This is a genomic window from Streptomyces pactum, assembly GCF_016031615.1.
Classification (GTDB): Bacteria; Actinomycetota; Actinomycetes; order Streptomycetales; family Streptomycetaceae; genus Streptomyces; species Streptomyces pactus.
The window spans coordinates 7,152,430-7,166,306 of the sequence record NZ_JACYXC010000001.1; the positions used below are offsets into that span (position 1 = coordinate 7,152,430).

12 protein-coding genes and 2 pseudogenes are annotated in these 13,877 nt (G+C 72.8%); 10 read left to right on the forward strand and 4 right to left on the reverse strand.

Translation table 11 applies throughout. The features are described from left to right. Positions 1-415: 415 nt before the first annotated feature. The gene (locus tag IHE55_RS28265; protein WP_307826844.1) at positions 416-811 is read right to left on the reverse strand and encodes a hypothetical protein; all 396 of its coding nucleotides are present in this window, start codon (positions 809-811) and stop codon (positions 416-418) included. A gap of 246 nt (positions 812-1,057) precedes the next feature. Here IHE55_RS28265 and IHE55_RS28270 point away from each other — a divergent pair. From IHE55_RS28270 to IHE55_RS28310, 9 genes and pseudogenes are all read left to right on the forward strand, one after another. Beyond that, positions 1,058-1,453 (forward strand): annotated as a pseudogene (locus tag IHE55_RS28270) (PucR family transcriptional regulator); the annotation flags it as partial. Positions 1,454-1,536: 83 nt separating this feature from the next. Further along, positions 1,537-2,316: a hypothetical protein gene (locus IHE55_RS28275; protein WP_197991624.1), complete on the forward strand. Its 780-nt coding sequence runs from the start codon at positions 1,537-1,539 to the stop codon at positions 2,314-2,316. A gap of 189 nt (positions 2,317-2,505) precedes the next feature. Beyond that, positions 2,506-2,757, forward strand: coding sequence for a DUF7660 family protein (locus IHE55_RS28280; protein WP_232265725.1), 252 nt, complete (start codon positions 2,506-2,508; stop codon positions 2,755-2,757). A 349-nt stretch (positions 2,758-3,106) separates the two neighbouring features. Further along, positions 3,107-3,496, forward strand: a complete 390-nt coding sequence (locus IHE55_RS28285) for a hypothetical protein (RefSeq protein WP_197991625.1) — start codon at positions 3,107-3,109, stop codon at positions 3,494-3,496. Between the two features lie 14 nt (positions 3,497-3,510). Further along, complete coding sequence (locus IHE55_RS28290; RefSeq protein ID WP_197991626.1) at positions 3,511-4,878, forward strand: radical SAM/SPASM domain-containing protein; 1,368 nt, start codon at positions 3,511-3,513, stop codon at positions 4,876-4,878. Between the two features lie 12 nt (positions 4,879-4,890). Beyond that, the gene (locus IHE55_RS28295) at positions 4,891-5,730 is read left to right on the forward strand and encodes a lysophospholipid acyltransferase family protein (RefSeq protein WP_197991627.1); all 840 of its coding nucleotides are present in this window, start codon (positions 4,891-4,893) and stop codon (positions 5,728-5,730) included. Positions 5,731-6,000: 270 nt separating this feature from the next. Then, positions 6,001-7,195, forward strand: a pseudogene (locus IHE55_RS28300) (NAD(P)/FAD-dependent oxidoreductase). Between the two features lie 9 nt (positions 7,196-7,204). Beyond that, positions 7,205-8,170 (forward strand): sigma-70 family RNA polymerase sigma factor, encoded by a 966-nt coding sequence (locus IHE55_RS28305; protein ID WP_372442741.1) that lies wholly within the window; start codon positions 7,205-7,207, stop codon positions 8,168-8,170. 120 nt (positions 8,171-8,290) lie between these two features. Continuing rightward, positions 8,291-8,698 carry a Na+/H+ antiporter NhaA gene (locus IHE55_RS28310; RefSeq protein ID WP_372442742.1) on the forward strand — a complete coding sequence of 136 codons (408 nt, stop codon included), beginning with the start codon at positions 8,291-8,293 and terminating at the stop codon, positions 8,696-8,698. A 415-nt stretch (positions 8,699-9,113) separates the two neighbouring features. On the opposite strand, the gene IHE55_RS32835 is transcribed toward IHE55_RS28310, so the two are convergent. Together IHE55_RS32835 and IHE55_RS28320 are read right to left on the reverse strand one after the other, a co-directional pair. Next, positions 9,114-10,322: a cytochrome P450 gene (locus IHE55_RS32835; RefSeq protein WP_197991630.1), complete on the reverse strand. Its 1,209-nt coding sequence runs from the start codon at positions 10,320-10,322 to the stop codon at positions 9,114-9,116. A gap of 87 nt (positions 10,323-10,409) precedes the next feature. Beyond that, positions 10,410-11,234: a tRNA-dependent cyclodipeptide synthase gene (locus IHE55_RS28320; RefSeq protein ID WP_269671609.1), complete on the reverse strand. Its 825-nt coding sequence runs from the start codon at positions 11,232-11,234 to the stop codon at positions 10,410-10,412. Between the two features lie 608 nt (positions 11,235-11,842). Here IHE55_RS28320 and IHE55_RS28325 point away from each other — a divergent pair. Further along, positions 11,843-12,478: a TetR/AcrR family transcriptional regulator gene (locus IHE55_RS28325; protein ID WP_197991632.1), complete on the forward strand. Its 636-nt coding sequence runs from the start codon at positions 11,843-11,845 to the stop codon at positions 12,476-12,478. Between the two features lie 246 nt (positions 12,479-12,724). Here the strand turns inward: IHE55_RS28325 and IHE55_RS28330 are convergent, their stop codons facing one another. Then, positions 12,725-13,441 carry a GntR family transcriptional regulator gene (locus IHE55_RS28330; protein WP_197991633.1) on the reverse strand — a complete coding sequence of 239 codons (717 nt, stop codon included), beginning with the start codon at positions 13,439-13,441 and terminating at the stop codon, positions 12,725-12,727. Positions 13,442-13,877: the final 436 nt, after the last annotated feature.

The window sequence follows — 13,877 nt, forward strand, 5'->3', positions numbered from 1 at the left end:
GGGGTACCGCCGCGGTGCCCGGTCGGCCGGGACCCAGGGCCGAACGGCCCTGCGCGGCCCGCCCGGCCCCGGCGGCCGGCACCGCGGGGCGTGCGTGCCGTACGGCGCCCGTGAGGCCGGGCGGGTGGAGATGAGGGGCCGCGCCTCGCCGGTGCAGTGGTCGTCGATGTGATGCGATGCGGATGCCGGATGGAGCGGGCCGGCGGTCAGCCGCGCGGGTCGAGCGCCTTGTCGTAGGGCACGACCCAGAAGAACGCGCCGGTGTCGTCGTAGGCGTACAGCAGCCCTGTGCTGCCGGACACCAGCCGCTCCCCGTCGTGCCGGCGGACCCGCACGAGCGCCGTGGAGCCGTCCGGTGCGGTGACTTCGGCCCGACCGGACCGGGTGTCCACCCATCCGGCGCGGATGGTGCAGGTCAGCCCGACGAGGTCGTGCCGGGTCGGCGCGGGTCTTCGGGGAAGAGCTTCGCCAGCGGACGGACCAGCGCCCGCGTCAGCCACCACGCGCCCAGCAGGGAAGCGGGCGGCACGGCCAGGCCCAGCACGTCGAGAAGGGCCGCCGGCATTCCGGTACGCGCGAGGGCGAGCGCCCCGGTGAGGGCGAGGACCCAGGACAGGACGACCAGCAGCGAGGCCGACACCGACACGGGGACCCCGCCGAGGCTCAGCGCGTCGGTGTCCACGTCCCCGTCGAAGCTGCCGGAGTCCGCGGCGCCGACCAGCACCAGCAGCCAGAAGACGAGCACCACGACCAGGGCCGAGGTGAACAGCGCCACGGGGAACCTGGACGTGGCGTACCAGAACTCCACCATGGTCAGCCCCTCCTCGGCTGCGCACGGCCACGCCGCCGTGCCTTCCGGATCCCGGCACCGGTCCCGTCCGACGGCTCCGGTCCGGACATGCTGGCAGCAGGGCACGGCCGTTCGCATTGCCGTCCTCCGGCAATATTGACGCCTCCTTGATGCCGGTGGCCGCCCCTCGGCGGGCGTTCGCCCCATGCCACCATGGGCCTCCGCGCGTCAAGCACGCGGTCCCGGCGCGTGGGAAGGAGGAGCGCCATGGCGGAGCAGGACATACCCGAGCGGTATCTGGAGGGGTACACCCAGATCCTGGCCAGTGCCTGCGAAACCGGCAGGAGACTGACCCGGAACGAGCTGGAGGCGCTGCGCGGCCGGGGGGAACGGGCCGCGGAGGCCGGCATCGGACTGCGCGCCCTGGTACGGGCCCACCTCTCCGCCGCCCAGAGGATTCACCCCGCGACCCGCGGCACCGACGCGGAGCATCTGCTCGCCGCCGTGGAGCAGGCCGTGGACGCCTTCGCCGAGGGCTACGAACGGGCGCAGCGCCTCGCGATCCGGCAGGAGGAGGCAGCGCGCCGCGAGTTCATCGACGACCTGCTCCACGGCCGCAGCGACCTGGGCCGGCTTGCCGAGCGGGCCGAGCGCTTCGAACTGCCAGGCGCTGTGAGCGTTGTGCCGGTCCGCGTGGTGAGATGTGGGCCGAATGACCACTCCGTCAGCAGGGAGCGTCTCGCCCGATGACCGTACAGCCCCCACGCCTTGCGCCCAGCGGTCCCCAAGCCGTCCCGGCCATGGATGGCTCGCCGTTCAAGCCGTCCCTCGTCAGAGCGGTGTTCCGGGACGTGACCGCGATGCACATCTCCCGGTCGGCCGCGTGGGCCGCCGCGTCGGTGACGCGCACCGTGCTGGCGGAAATCATCGGCGGCGCGAGGAGAGCGGCGGCGGAGGAGGGCCGGAAGAAGCTGATACCCCGGGACCTGCTCTCGGCGATCGACCGGAACGTCGAGCTCGAAGTGGGGCACAAGTGGTACGACCACAGCCCGACGTTCCGTGGCCTGACCGGTGACCTGTACGACGCCGAAGGGGTCATCGTGCCGTCCCGCAAGCGCGGCAGGTCGCGCAAACCGAGTGCTGTGGTGGGCGCCCACAGGTTCGAGGCCGGGGTGAAGAAGCTGCTGCGGAGCCAGGGGGTGACGGCCGTCCCGGTGATGGTCCGCGACCTGGACGGAATCGCGAGCGTGTTCCTGACGGACCTCGCCCGGGACGCGGCCGTGGTCGTCCGCGAGAGTGGGGTCGGGCGCTTCGGTACGGTCACCGCGGTGATGCCGGACGAACCGGCCCCGCCCCCGTCGCTCGACGGTTCCCTCCAGGCTCTGTCCACCCGCAGGGGGGACAGGCGGACCATCGGCGGGGACGACATCCTGGCCGCCGCGACGATGCAGTTGTTCGGCGGCGATCTCAGGCAGCGGGCCCTCACCGAGGCACGCGGGGTGGTACGGAACCCCTCGGCCGGCTGAGCCGCCGCGTGCCGACGCGCCGCGGCACCCTCGTCCGCTCCCGCGGACCGACCGGCCGGGAGGCGTGAGCCCCGTCGGGTGGACGGCGGCCCGGCGGAGGGGGCGCCGTGCTCACCCGGCATGTGCCGACGCTCCTCCCGCTCGACGGGCGCTCCGAAGGAGGTGCAGGGCGCGCGCTATCGTCAGCCCATGCCACTGACTCCCGACGACGAAATCCGCAGCCGTGACGAACTGGTCTCCTTCGTCCGAGAGTTGCGCGAGGACTATCTCCGCAGGGGACACGAATGGGAGAACCAGAGCCTCGACCGCTTCCTTGAGGCCCTCGCGGCATGGATGCGCGACTCGCCGGGCTGGTACCGGAACGTCGGCAAGGAGCTCCCGGAAGGCGGGGACTGGACCTTCCTGGCCCGAGCGCTTCAGGCCGCCACCGTCTACGAGTGAAGCGTCCGCGTCGAACGGCCGGGCTGCGTGGCGCCAGACGAACCGCCCGAGGGCTCGCCGTGGGTGGCAACGCGCCGCAAGCCGCTGGACCGCGATCCGGTGGTGGCCTCCCGGGCCCCGGGCACTCGAACCCGTGTCCTGTGAGGAGACCGGCCTCTCCCTCCGGGAGGCGCTGTCCCGGCCGGAGCTGGTGAGGTGGCCCGGTCCGGCCGGGCCTCCGAGGTGCGTCGCGACCCGCCGCATCGGTGACGCACCGTGTCGCTTCTGTTGCCTTATGTGCATGGTCGGGATAGCTTGCGATCACGGATGCCGTTCTGTGGCGACATGTCGATCGATGCGTGGAGTAGCCGTGGCCAAGATCATCACCTTGCGGGCGCCGGAGTCCCTGGGCCTGCACGACATGTCCCAGCAGGACATCGACGCGTACGTCGAGGATGTGGCCTCCCGGGCACTGGAGAGCCTCCCGGAGGGCGTCAAGCCGGTCGGTGTCAGTGCGGTCGCGATCGAGGCGCTCCGTCCGGCCATCGACGCGGAGCGCGGGGGGCTGTGGGCCGAGTGGTCCCGTGCCTGCTGCGCGCAGCGAGCCGACATCGAGGACTTCGAACCTCCGGTGCTGGACGAGTTCAGCGCACCCGGGAGCGACGTGCACCGGGAGGCCGGCCGCACCCACGTGGAGTCACTGCTCCGTACCGCGGCCCTTGAGTATCCGGAGATGCACGGTGAAGCCGGCGGGCAGTGAGCGCCGCGCCCGCCATGACCGCCATCCCCCTCACACTGCACCGCGATCGCTTCGACGCCGGGCGGGTACGAGCCCTCCGCCGCGGTGACCACCTGCTCGTGATGGACCGGGTCTCGGGCCGCTGGGTGACGGTCGACGCTCCGACGGGGCAACTCCTGCCGCTCGTGGCGTCTGCGCCGCACCGGCTGCCCGAACAGGTCCGCGGGCCGGTCGGCGAACTGAGGGCACTCCTCCTCGAACGGGGGATCGGGGTCCTCGGTTCCGAGCGCCGGTTCGAACAGCTCAACACGGTGATCCTCAAACTGACCAACGCCTGCAACTACGCCTGCTCCTACTGCTACGACTACGAGACGTTCGAACGAGCCGTCGTGCTCTCCCGGGACACAGCGGTCAGCGCCCTGACCCAGGCACTCGATCTCGCCGAGCGCGACCTGTGGGTGATCCTCCACGGGGGCGAGCCCATGCTCGTCTGGCAACTGGTCGAGGAGCTCGTGACGACCGGCCGGCTGCTCGCCGCCGAGCGGGGCAAGCGGGTGCGGTTCGCGGGCCAGTCGAACCTGTCCCGTCTCAACGACGACATCGTGGAGTTCTCCCTCCGCCACGGCATCGCCTGGGGCGTGTCCATCGACGGGGGACCGGACCTGCACGACCACTTCCGGGTCGACCACCAGGGACGTGGCACCTACGTCCACTTCGCCAGGGCCCTGGAGCGGTACCCGTCCTTCGTGCGCGGGTGCGGCGTCATGAGCACCATCACCGCCGCCAACCAGGGCAGACTGTCGGAGCTGGCCCGGCACTTCCGGGACCTCGGCATGGCGTCCTGGGACTGGAGCCTGTTCCAGCCGATCGGCCGCGGGAGGGACCAGCAGGCGACGTTCGCCCTCGACCCCGAAGTGCTGGTCACCGCGTGGGGCGAACTCTTCGACGCCGTCGAGGCCGGGGAGTTCGACGGCTTCCCCGTGCTCCCCGTCAAGAAGTACCTGGACAACTTCATCGCCGGGCCGGGCGGCAACATGTGCATGCGCCCGGAGTGCGGTGCCGGCCGTGACCTGCTGTCCATCTCCTCCGACGGCTCGGTGGAGGCGTGCGACTGCATCGACCCCACCGGCCCGCTGGCGGGACTGGGATCCGTCGGGGAAGGACTGTCCGCCGCCCGCGACAGCGAGGTCGCCGCCCGCATCCGGAGCCGCGACCTCAGCGGCACCGAGTGCGCGAAGTGCATCTGGTACGGCGTCTGCGGAGGCACCTGCCTGGCACACGCCCCCGCGCTCGACGCGGTCTGGCCGGAAGCCTGCGCGGTGGCCCTGTGCGCCTTCGACAGGATCTCGTACTCCCTGGCGAACTCCCCCCGGCTCCTCGACTACCAGCGGTCGCTGGGCTAGACGATGCCCGGTATGGCCGAGGCGCTGCGCCTGCTCTCCTACGATCCGCTCGCCAGCCGGGTGTTCTGCCGGCGCACACCCGCCGGGCTCCGGAGCCTCGCCGACTGGGTGTGCGAGCGGGACCCCTACGGCGAGCTGCCCAGGCTCCGCGCCGCACTGCGTCTGGTGGAGCCGCACGACGACGACCCGCGCGCCCACATCGGTCACCAGCTCTGGTGCGCCTGGCGTCAGGCGTGCTGGACGGCGGGCGTGGCGCGGCCGCTCCCGGCGGTGGTGGCGTCGGGACGGCAGTGGCTGGACGAGACCCGCGGTCACCCCACCGTCCTGGTCGCCCCCATGACCATGACCACGGCGGACGCGCTCCACACCGTCTCGGCGGTGTTCGCCGACCGCCGGGTGGTCGCGCTGGGCGAGGGCACCGTTCCCCGGTACGGCGCGCGGCTGTCCGTGGTGAACGGCGACGTCGGGTCGATCCGGCAGGTCCTCCGGCACCTCGCGGCCGGCGGGGTGCTCGGCACCTACGCCGACTTCGTCTACGCCGGCCGTGACGCCCGCCCGACCACTCTCTTCGGACGCACCCGTCCCGTCTCGGCGGGCTTCGTCGCGGTCGCGTCCCGCCCCGGCACCATGCTGCTGCCCACCGTCATGAGGCGGACGGACGACGAGCGCATCGCCATGGAGTTCGACGAGCCGCTCCTGGTCCGGGGCCTGCCCCGGGAGGCCCGCGCCGCGCGGGAGAGCATGCTCGGACTGATCGCGGAAATCCTGGAAGGGCTGATCCGCCGCAACCCGCGGCAGTGGCTCCTCCTGCCGACCCTCAGCTTCGACTCACCGCAGCTCGCCCGGGCCTGACCCCTCGGTACGCGGGCGACCGCCCCCGGGCCCGGCACCGCACGGGAACCGCCCCGGCCCGGATGCCGTTGAGCGGCCCGCCGCCGCGTGTCCCCCGTACGGCTGCCTGCCTCGCGGGATTCCCGGGCGCCGCCGACCGGGCGACCGGCCGCCACGACGCCCCGGGCGCCCCCTTTTCGATGTGACCCACGCCACATGGTGATCCTGTCAGTAATCGGCGCGCTGTCCCGCTCAATCCACCGGGAGCAAGCGAACCGACAGGAGTGACACATGAAGCACCGCATCGTCGTCCTCGGCGCCGGCTATGCCGGGGCCTACACGGCCGGAACCCTGGCCCGCCGGCTGTCCCCGGCGGACACCGGGATCACCGTGGTCAACGCCGAGCCGCACTTCGTCCAGCGGCTGCGGCTGCACCAGCTCGCGGCCGGCGAGGAGATCGCGGCTCCACCGCTCGCCGAGGTCTTCGCAGGCACCGGGATACGGCTCCGCCAGGCACGGGTCACCGCCATCGACCCCGAGCGCCGGACCGTCGCCCTGGCCGACGCCGACGGCGGCGGCGAACTGGCCTACGACACACTCGTCTACGCGCTCGGCAGCCGCGTCGCCGACCACGGCGTCCCCGGCGTGGCCGAGCACGCCTTCGACGTCGCCGGCCGGCCCTCCGCGCTGCGCCTGCGCGAGCGCCTGGACGACCTGGGCAGGCGGGGCCGGGGCAGGCAGGTGCTGGTCGTCGGCGACGGACTGACCGGCATCGAGACCGCCACCGAGATCGCCGACATGCGGCCCGGCCTGTCGGTGACGCTGGTGGCCCGCGGTGAGCTGGGCGCCTCGCTGTCCGCCGGAGCCCGCGGCCACCTGCGCCGGGCCTGCGACCGGCTGGGCGTCACCGTCCTGGAGCACACCGAGGTCGCGGCCGTCGAGGCGGGGCGGGTGCGGTGCGCCGACGGCACCGCCCTGGCCTCCGACGCGACCGTGTGGACGGCCGGGTTCGCGGTCGGCCCCATCGCCGCCGCCGGCGGGCTGGACGTCACCGAGGACGGTCGGATCCTCGTCGACCGCACCATGCGGTCGGCCTCGCACCCCGACGTCTACGCCGTCGGCGACAGCGTCCACGCCATCGGCGACAACGGCCGGCCGCTGCCGATGTCCTGCGCCTCGGCCGGCTACACCGGCAGGCCACACGGAGGCGATCGTGGCACGGCTGACCGGCCGCGAGGTCCCGAACGCCAAGCTGGAGTACGTGGGCAACCACATCAGCCTGGGGCGGCGGGACGGGATCCTGCAGATGGTCGACGGGGAAGGGCGGGCGAAGCCCACGTACATGGGAGGACGGAAGGCCGCGCGGATCAAGGCGGGCATCGTCAGGATGTCGCTGTGGGGCACCGCGCACCCGACCTTCGGCGTACCCAAGCGCAAGCACCGCCTGGCCGCGCCACAGGCCGCGGCCGGGACGGCGGCCGCGTGACCCCCTAGGGTGCCCCGCGTGAACAGCATCGCGACCGATCGCTTCGACGCCGGCCGCTTCGAGGCCAGCCGGAACCGGCTGGCCTCGCTGGCGTACCGGCTGCTCGGCTCCGCCACCGACGCCGAGGACGCCGTGCAGGACGCGTTCCTGCACTGGCAGGCCGCCGACCGGCGGCGGATCAAGGTGCCCGAGGCATGGCTGACCAAGGTCGTCACCAACCTGTGCCTCGACCGGCTCCGCTCGGCACAGGCCCGCCGGGAACGCGCCGCCGGTGACTGGCTGCCCGAACCGCTCCTCGACGGCGACCCGATGCTCGGCCCGGCCGACACCTTCGAGCAGCGTGAATCGGTGTCCCTGGCCATGCTGACGCTCATGGAACGCCTCTCTCCCGTCGAGCGGGCCGTCTACGTGCTGCGCGAGGCGTTCTCCTACAGCCACGCCGAGATCGCCGGGATCCTCGGCATCACCGAGTCCGCGAGCCAGCAGCACCTGCACCGGGCCCGGCGCCGCGTCACCACCGCCCGCCGCGGCGGCGGCGAGACCGACCCGGCGTCCGCCCGCAGGATCGTGGAGGAATTCCTCGCCGCCGCCACCTCCGGCCGCACCGAGCAGCTGGTGGCACTGCTCACCGACGACGCGATCGCCATCTCCGACGGAGCCGGCGGCCTGGCCGAGAAGCTGCTGCGGTTCGACACCCCGCAGCGCATCGCCGCCGTCGTGCGGGCCGGCCTCAAGCCCACGCCCGCGAAACGGCGACTGGCCGGCGGCACGCCCGCCATCCACTACGCGGTCGTCAACGGGGCCCCCGCGATGCTCTTCGTCGTCGGTGACCAGGTCATGGGCTCCGCGACGTTCGACGTCGTCGACGGCCGGATCGCCACCGTGCGGGGCATCGCCGCCCCCGCCCGCCTCGCCCGCCTCGCCGAAGCCTGGCGACACCACGCGCCGGAGGCGCCGCTCATCGACCGGTGGTGACCCGGCGCGGCCGCCGGCGGGCGCGGCGACCGCGTCGAGGAGAGCCGTGCTCCCGGCCCGCGCCGCCCCGGCCACGGACCGGCCGGCTCCCACGCGCGCCTTTCCCGGGCCGGCCGCGTGGTGCCGGCTCCGCCCGCGTCCGTTTTCGGGGGGCGGGCCGCGCCCGCGGCCGCTCGGAGGTGGCCGGAGGCTCCGGCCGGCACCTGCCTGGCGGCGCGCTTCACCCGCGCCCGGCTCGACCCCGACCTGGCCAGGGCCGACGTCCCCGCACTCGCCGTACCGACCGGAATCGGGTTCACCGTCGCGCCGCCCATCGGCGAACCGGCCCTTCCCGCCGACGCCGAGGCCGTCGAGGCCGCCGTCCTGACCGGCTCACTCATCGCCGCCGTCTGCGCCGGGGTGCTGCCCGGGCGCCGCAACGGGATCCACCGGCGGCTGTACGAGGAGGAGAACCGGGACGAGGACGCCGACGGCATCCCGGTACCACCCAGGCCCCGCGCCGCCGCCCCGGACCCGGGTGACGACTGACGGCATGACGTACCTCACGTCACCGGCGTTCGGCGGCCCAGGCCGGCGCCGCCGGTCTGCGTCCGGCCTCGGGCGGTGTCGGCGCGAGAACATGAACGCCGCACGGCGCCTTCGGCCCGGGGACCTGCACCGATCGGGTCGTCGGTTGCCTCCGCGGCAAGGTCCTCACATGAAACTCACACGAAGGCCCGCTCCTGCGGAGGCACGAACGTTGCGGAAGCCCCGGCGCACCGTCGAGCCGGCCGTTCGTTCACCACCTCTGTCGCCGGTCGGGCGGGCAACTCCCGCAGCCACGCGCACCACGGGCATCCGCTTTCGGGCTCTCAGCGGGCAGCCCGGCCGTGGCCGTCGGTCGCCTGCCGGACGGCCCGAGCACGTGATGGACAGGCATGGGCGACGGGCTGCCGCGTGCGTGTCACCAGGAGGCCGGGATCGCCTTCGGGCGGCGGAAGAAGAGGCCCTCGTGCCAGCGGATCTCCCCGGGCTCCACGGTCAGGCGGAGTCCGGGCCGGCCGGCCACCGCGCGCACCATCGCGTCGATCAGGCAGCGGGCCAGACGGTTCCCCGGGCAAAAGTTGGGGCCGTGGCCGAAGCCGAGGTGTCCCGGGCCCCGGCGTTCCGGGATGAAACTGTCGGGGTCGTCGAAGGCGTCCGGGTCGTGGTTGGCGGCCTCCAGCGAGACCATCGCCACCTCTCCCGCCCGGATCCGCACGCCGTCGATGTCCGCGTCCTCGGTGGCCATCCGTTTGGCGGCCCCGGTCGACAGCGGTGTGTGGCGCAGGAGTTCCTCCACGGTGTCCGGGACCAGCGCGGGATCGCGGTGCAGCCGGGCGACGGTGTCCGGGTGCCGCAGCAGGGTGATCACGGCGCCGCACAGGAACCCCGAGGACGTGGGGTACCCGGCGATCAGCAGCAGCGCGGCGATCTCCGACAGCGCGGCGTCGCCGAGCGGGCCGGCCTTGGCCGGGGCTTCGGCGAGCCGCTTGAGCAGGTGGTCACCGGGCCCGTCGGCCAGTCGGCGGGCGTGGGCGGTGAAGAACCGGTGGATGTCGATGAGGCCCCCGCGCTGCTCCTCGGCGGTGGCGCCGCAGAACTGGAGGGCAAGATCGGTGCGGTCACGGAGGAACGCCACCTCCTCGGCGCCGAGTTCACCGAGCAGGACGCGGGAGGTCATCGCCGCCGCCAGGGGCAGTGCGAAGTCCGCCGCGAGATCGACGGGACCCCCGTGCTCGTCGAGGTCGCGCAGCAGTGTGTCGGCCCGGTCGCGGAGCCACTTCCCGTGGCGCCGGGCCGCGCGTGGCCCGAGGCCTTCGGTGAAGACGGAGCGCAGGCCCGCTTCGCGCAGTACCGACACCCCGTCGCCGGTGGTGCCGGGGGCACGCAGTTCCACGGGCTCCTGGCGGGGCGCGCCGGGGGCCATCGCGGCGGTCGAGCTGAATCGCGGGTCCTCCAGCAGTCGCTTGGCGGTGGCGTACCGGGTGACGAGCCACAGCCGGTCTCCGGTGTACTCGGAGACGACGGGGCAAGCCGGTGCGTCGGCTTCGCGCAGCCGTTGATGGTGCGGGGAGAGTTGCTGGCTCCAGTCGTGGAAGGGGAAGGTGAGGGGGTCCTGTGCGGTGGCCACGGTGAGACGCTCCTTAACATACGGGGGTGGTCCGCTCCTGGTTGGCGGAGTGCGGGTCCGCCGGGACCGGTGCCGGGTGCGGTCGGGTCAGTACTGCGCCGCGTGGTCCTTGAGGAGGATGAAGCCCTGGTTGGCAGCGGCGTGCAGGGGGCCGGCCCCGGTGTAGAGGAGATCGGCGAAGCCCACCGGCGCGTGATAGCTGACCAGTGACGAGGAGACGCCGAGGATGCTCGGGGTGTCCATGAAGAAGGGCAGTTCGTCGATGAGGTACTCCAGGGCCAGGTCGGCGGCGTCGCTGCTCGCGCCCCCCGGCCTCGCGCCGCCGTCCTCGCCGGAACCGGCCGCGGTCCCGGGTTCGCCCGCCGTCCCGGACCCGGCTGCCGCCATGGGAACGGCGCGGGCGGACACCTCCCGGCAGACGGCACGGGTGTGTTCGTCGGTGGTCAGCGCGTCCCGGACGCGCAGGTGCAGTCGCTGGTAGGCGTCGGAATGGACGAGGTCGGACAGCAGGTGGGTGTGCTGGTCCTCCTCGGGGATCCCGCTGCGCTCGAAGGCGCGGCGGATGCGCCTGCGGACACAGGACACCTCTGTCCGCGCCTTCTTGTGCGCCGCCCGGTCGGGATAGCCCTGGGCGCGGTAGTTGGACGCCAGGGAGCGGTCGGGGACGATGACGTCCACCCGCTGGAAGGTGGCATGCGCCCACCGGAACATACGGGTGAGGGTGGGGATGCCGAAGTAGCCGTTGCCCGGACTCACCCCGATCAGCAGGTGGTCGGCGTCGCGCAAGAGCCGACGGCAGTTGGGCGTGTAGGGAAGCGGGGTGTGGCCGCCGGCTGCTGCGGCCGCGGATAACGGCGGGGACGCAGTCGCGGGCGTGGAGGCTGCCACGGGTGCGGAGGGGTGTATCACCATGGGCGTGGCCGGCGTGAGGGAGTGCGGCACAAGGGAACCCTTCGGATCGCTGCGGATGGGGCTCTGCTCGGTGCGGACGTCCGTGGCCGGCGCCGCTCCGTCGGGAGACGGCGCACGGCCGGGACGCGGAACCTGTCCTTCTCGGGCCGTTCCGGGCGCGGAAGATCCGCCCAGGCACCGGAAGAGGGCGGCGGGCTCCAGTTCGTCCGCAAGCCCGTCGTGCGCTGTTCAGCGGGGACCGGTCACCTGAGTGCGGCCTTGGTGCAGCAGCGGGGTACGCGCACCCGGACGTCAGCCGGGTCCACGCACCGCGGAACGACGACCGGGCGGCGAGTACTCGCCCCGTTCGAGAGCGCGCGAGCGAAGCCGTCCTCGGGCCCGGATGTCACCACCGGCTTCGGAAGGGGCGTACGGCACAGGCGGGTGACCAGCTCCGTACCCCGCGTGGTGCGCCCTGGATACGTCACCGCAGTGCCTCTCCCTCGCTCGCCGCATGGTCCGTGCGCCACCGCAGAACTCGTCGATCAAAGAAGCAACCCGCTCACCGGAGTCTAACTCCGGTCAACGGAGCCTGGCAACGGAGACCGGGATGCGACAAGGTACGGGTCATGTCCACACCGCACAGGAACCGACGGAGCGATTACGCGGAGGCCACCCGGCTGGCCATTGTCGAGGCCGCGCGGCAGCTCTTCTCGCACAAGGGCTACTTCGCGACCACGGTCGAGGAGATCGCCGCCGAAGCCCGGGTCGCCCCGACGACCGTCTACGCCGTCGGAGGCGGCAAACAGGGTCTGCTGCGCACCCTGGTGGACATCTGGAGCCAGGCCCCCGTCGTCGCCGCGTCGATGGACGAGCTGGATTCCCTCACCGATCCGGACGCGCTGCTGCGGCAGCTGTCCGCCGTGACGAGGTCCATGCGGGAGAGCTTCGGCGACATCATGCGCATCCTGATCGCGACGGCGCCCCACAACGAGGGCGCGGCCGAAGGGCTGGCGATCGGGACCCGGCGCTATCGGGACGCACTCGCCACCGTCGCCGCCCATCTGCGCACAATCGGCGGCACCCACCCGGAGATGACGGTGGACCAGGCAACCGACATCCTGTGGTTCTACTTCGGGTACAGCGGATACTTCACGCTGGTCGACCAGAACGGATGGTCCTACGACCAGGCCGAATCCTGGCTCGCCCACCAGGCCACCATGGCATTGCGAGCCCCCCGCCCGTGCGCGGAAAGCTCGGGCTGACCGCCCTTCCCGCCTGCGCGGGGGCCTGCGGGACGGCCGGGGTGACGTGTCCGGCACATGGGCGCCCGGCCGCTCCAGGGGCAGGGCACCGAGAGCAGAGCAGCGTCGAGGGCGGCCTCCGGACTCCAGCGGCGAAGCGACGGGAGGGGACGTCCTGATCCTCGACGGGATCGTCCTGGGCGGAGCGGAACGTCAAGGCTTGAGCGTGTGGTGGGGGCGGTGGCCCCGGGCGGGGAGGTCGCGGGATCAGCGGATACCCGGCCTGCCTGCTGACACCGCGTGCTCCGCGGGCTTGTCCCGGTCGCGCGCGGCCCACAAGGTCCGGACGTGCGCCAGATGGTGGCGCATGTGCTCCTCGGCTGCCGCGGCGTCACCGCTCAGCATCAGGTCGAGCAGCGCCGTGTGCTCCTGCGCGGAAGCCACCAGTGCCCCGGCTTCCGCCAAGGCGGTGAGGCCGTAGAGCCGGGAGCGCTTGCGCAGATCGGCCACCGTCTCGACGAGGCGGGCATTGCCGGCAAGGCCGAGCAGTTCGAGGTGGAAGCGACGGTCCGACTCCAGGTAGCCGATGAGGTCGCCGGCGCGTGCCGCGGCCACGATCTCCTCGGCCACGGGACGCAGGTTCTCCAGCTCCTGCCGCGAGGCCGACCGGGTGACCTGGCCGATGATCGGAATCTCGATGAGGGAACGGATCTCGGTGAACTCGTCCAGGTCGCGCTCGGACAGTTCGGTGACGCGAAAGCCCTTGTTGCGCACGGCCTCGACCAGGCCTTCTCGTGCCAGATCCAGCATGGCCTCGCGTACGGGGGTCGCGGAGACGCCGTACTCGGCCGCGAGGGTGGGCGCGGAGTAGATCACCCCGGGCTTCAGGTCACCTGCGATCAGTGCCGCACGGAGGGCATTGGCCACCTGGTCACGCAGGTGCTTCTGGACCGAGATGAGTGTGCGGGGCTTCAGCTCGCTCATGGGTACCCTCCGAGGATGTCTCCTCCACTATACAATGTCACGTTGCGTACTCTCCGAACGGGAGCGCTGTGCACAGCGATCACTCTCCTGGCGCAGGCCGGCTTCTGCCCCGCGTAACCGCCGATCCCCGCGGCGGCTCCGCGACGGCGTGTGCGAGGCCGGGGCCCCGCACGCTCATCACGGCCGCCTCGGGTCCGCTCCCGTCCACCTGGACGGGGACGCCGCGGCTTGTACCACAGAGGCACCGGCCACGTTCGGTCCCGCCCGGGAGAGCCACGTAGACGGGAGCTGCCTCCACGACGGGGCTGCCGCCGGGGACCGCATGGAGACGGCCGGCTCGGTGACCCGCGGGACGGCGGTGGTCGAGGAGGAGTCGCGGTTCGCGGACGCCTCGTGCACCGCCCGGCGGGCGTCCTGGCAGGAGGCGGACGAAACG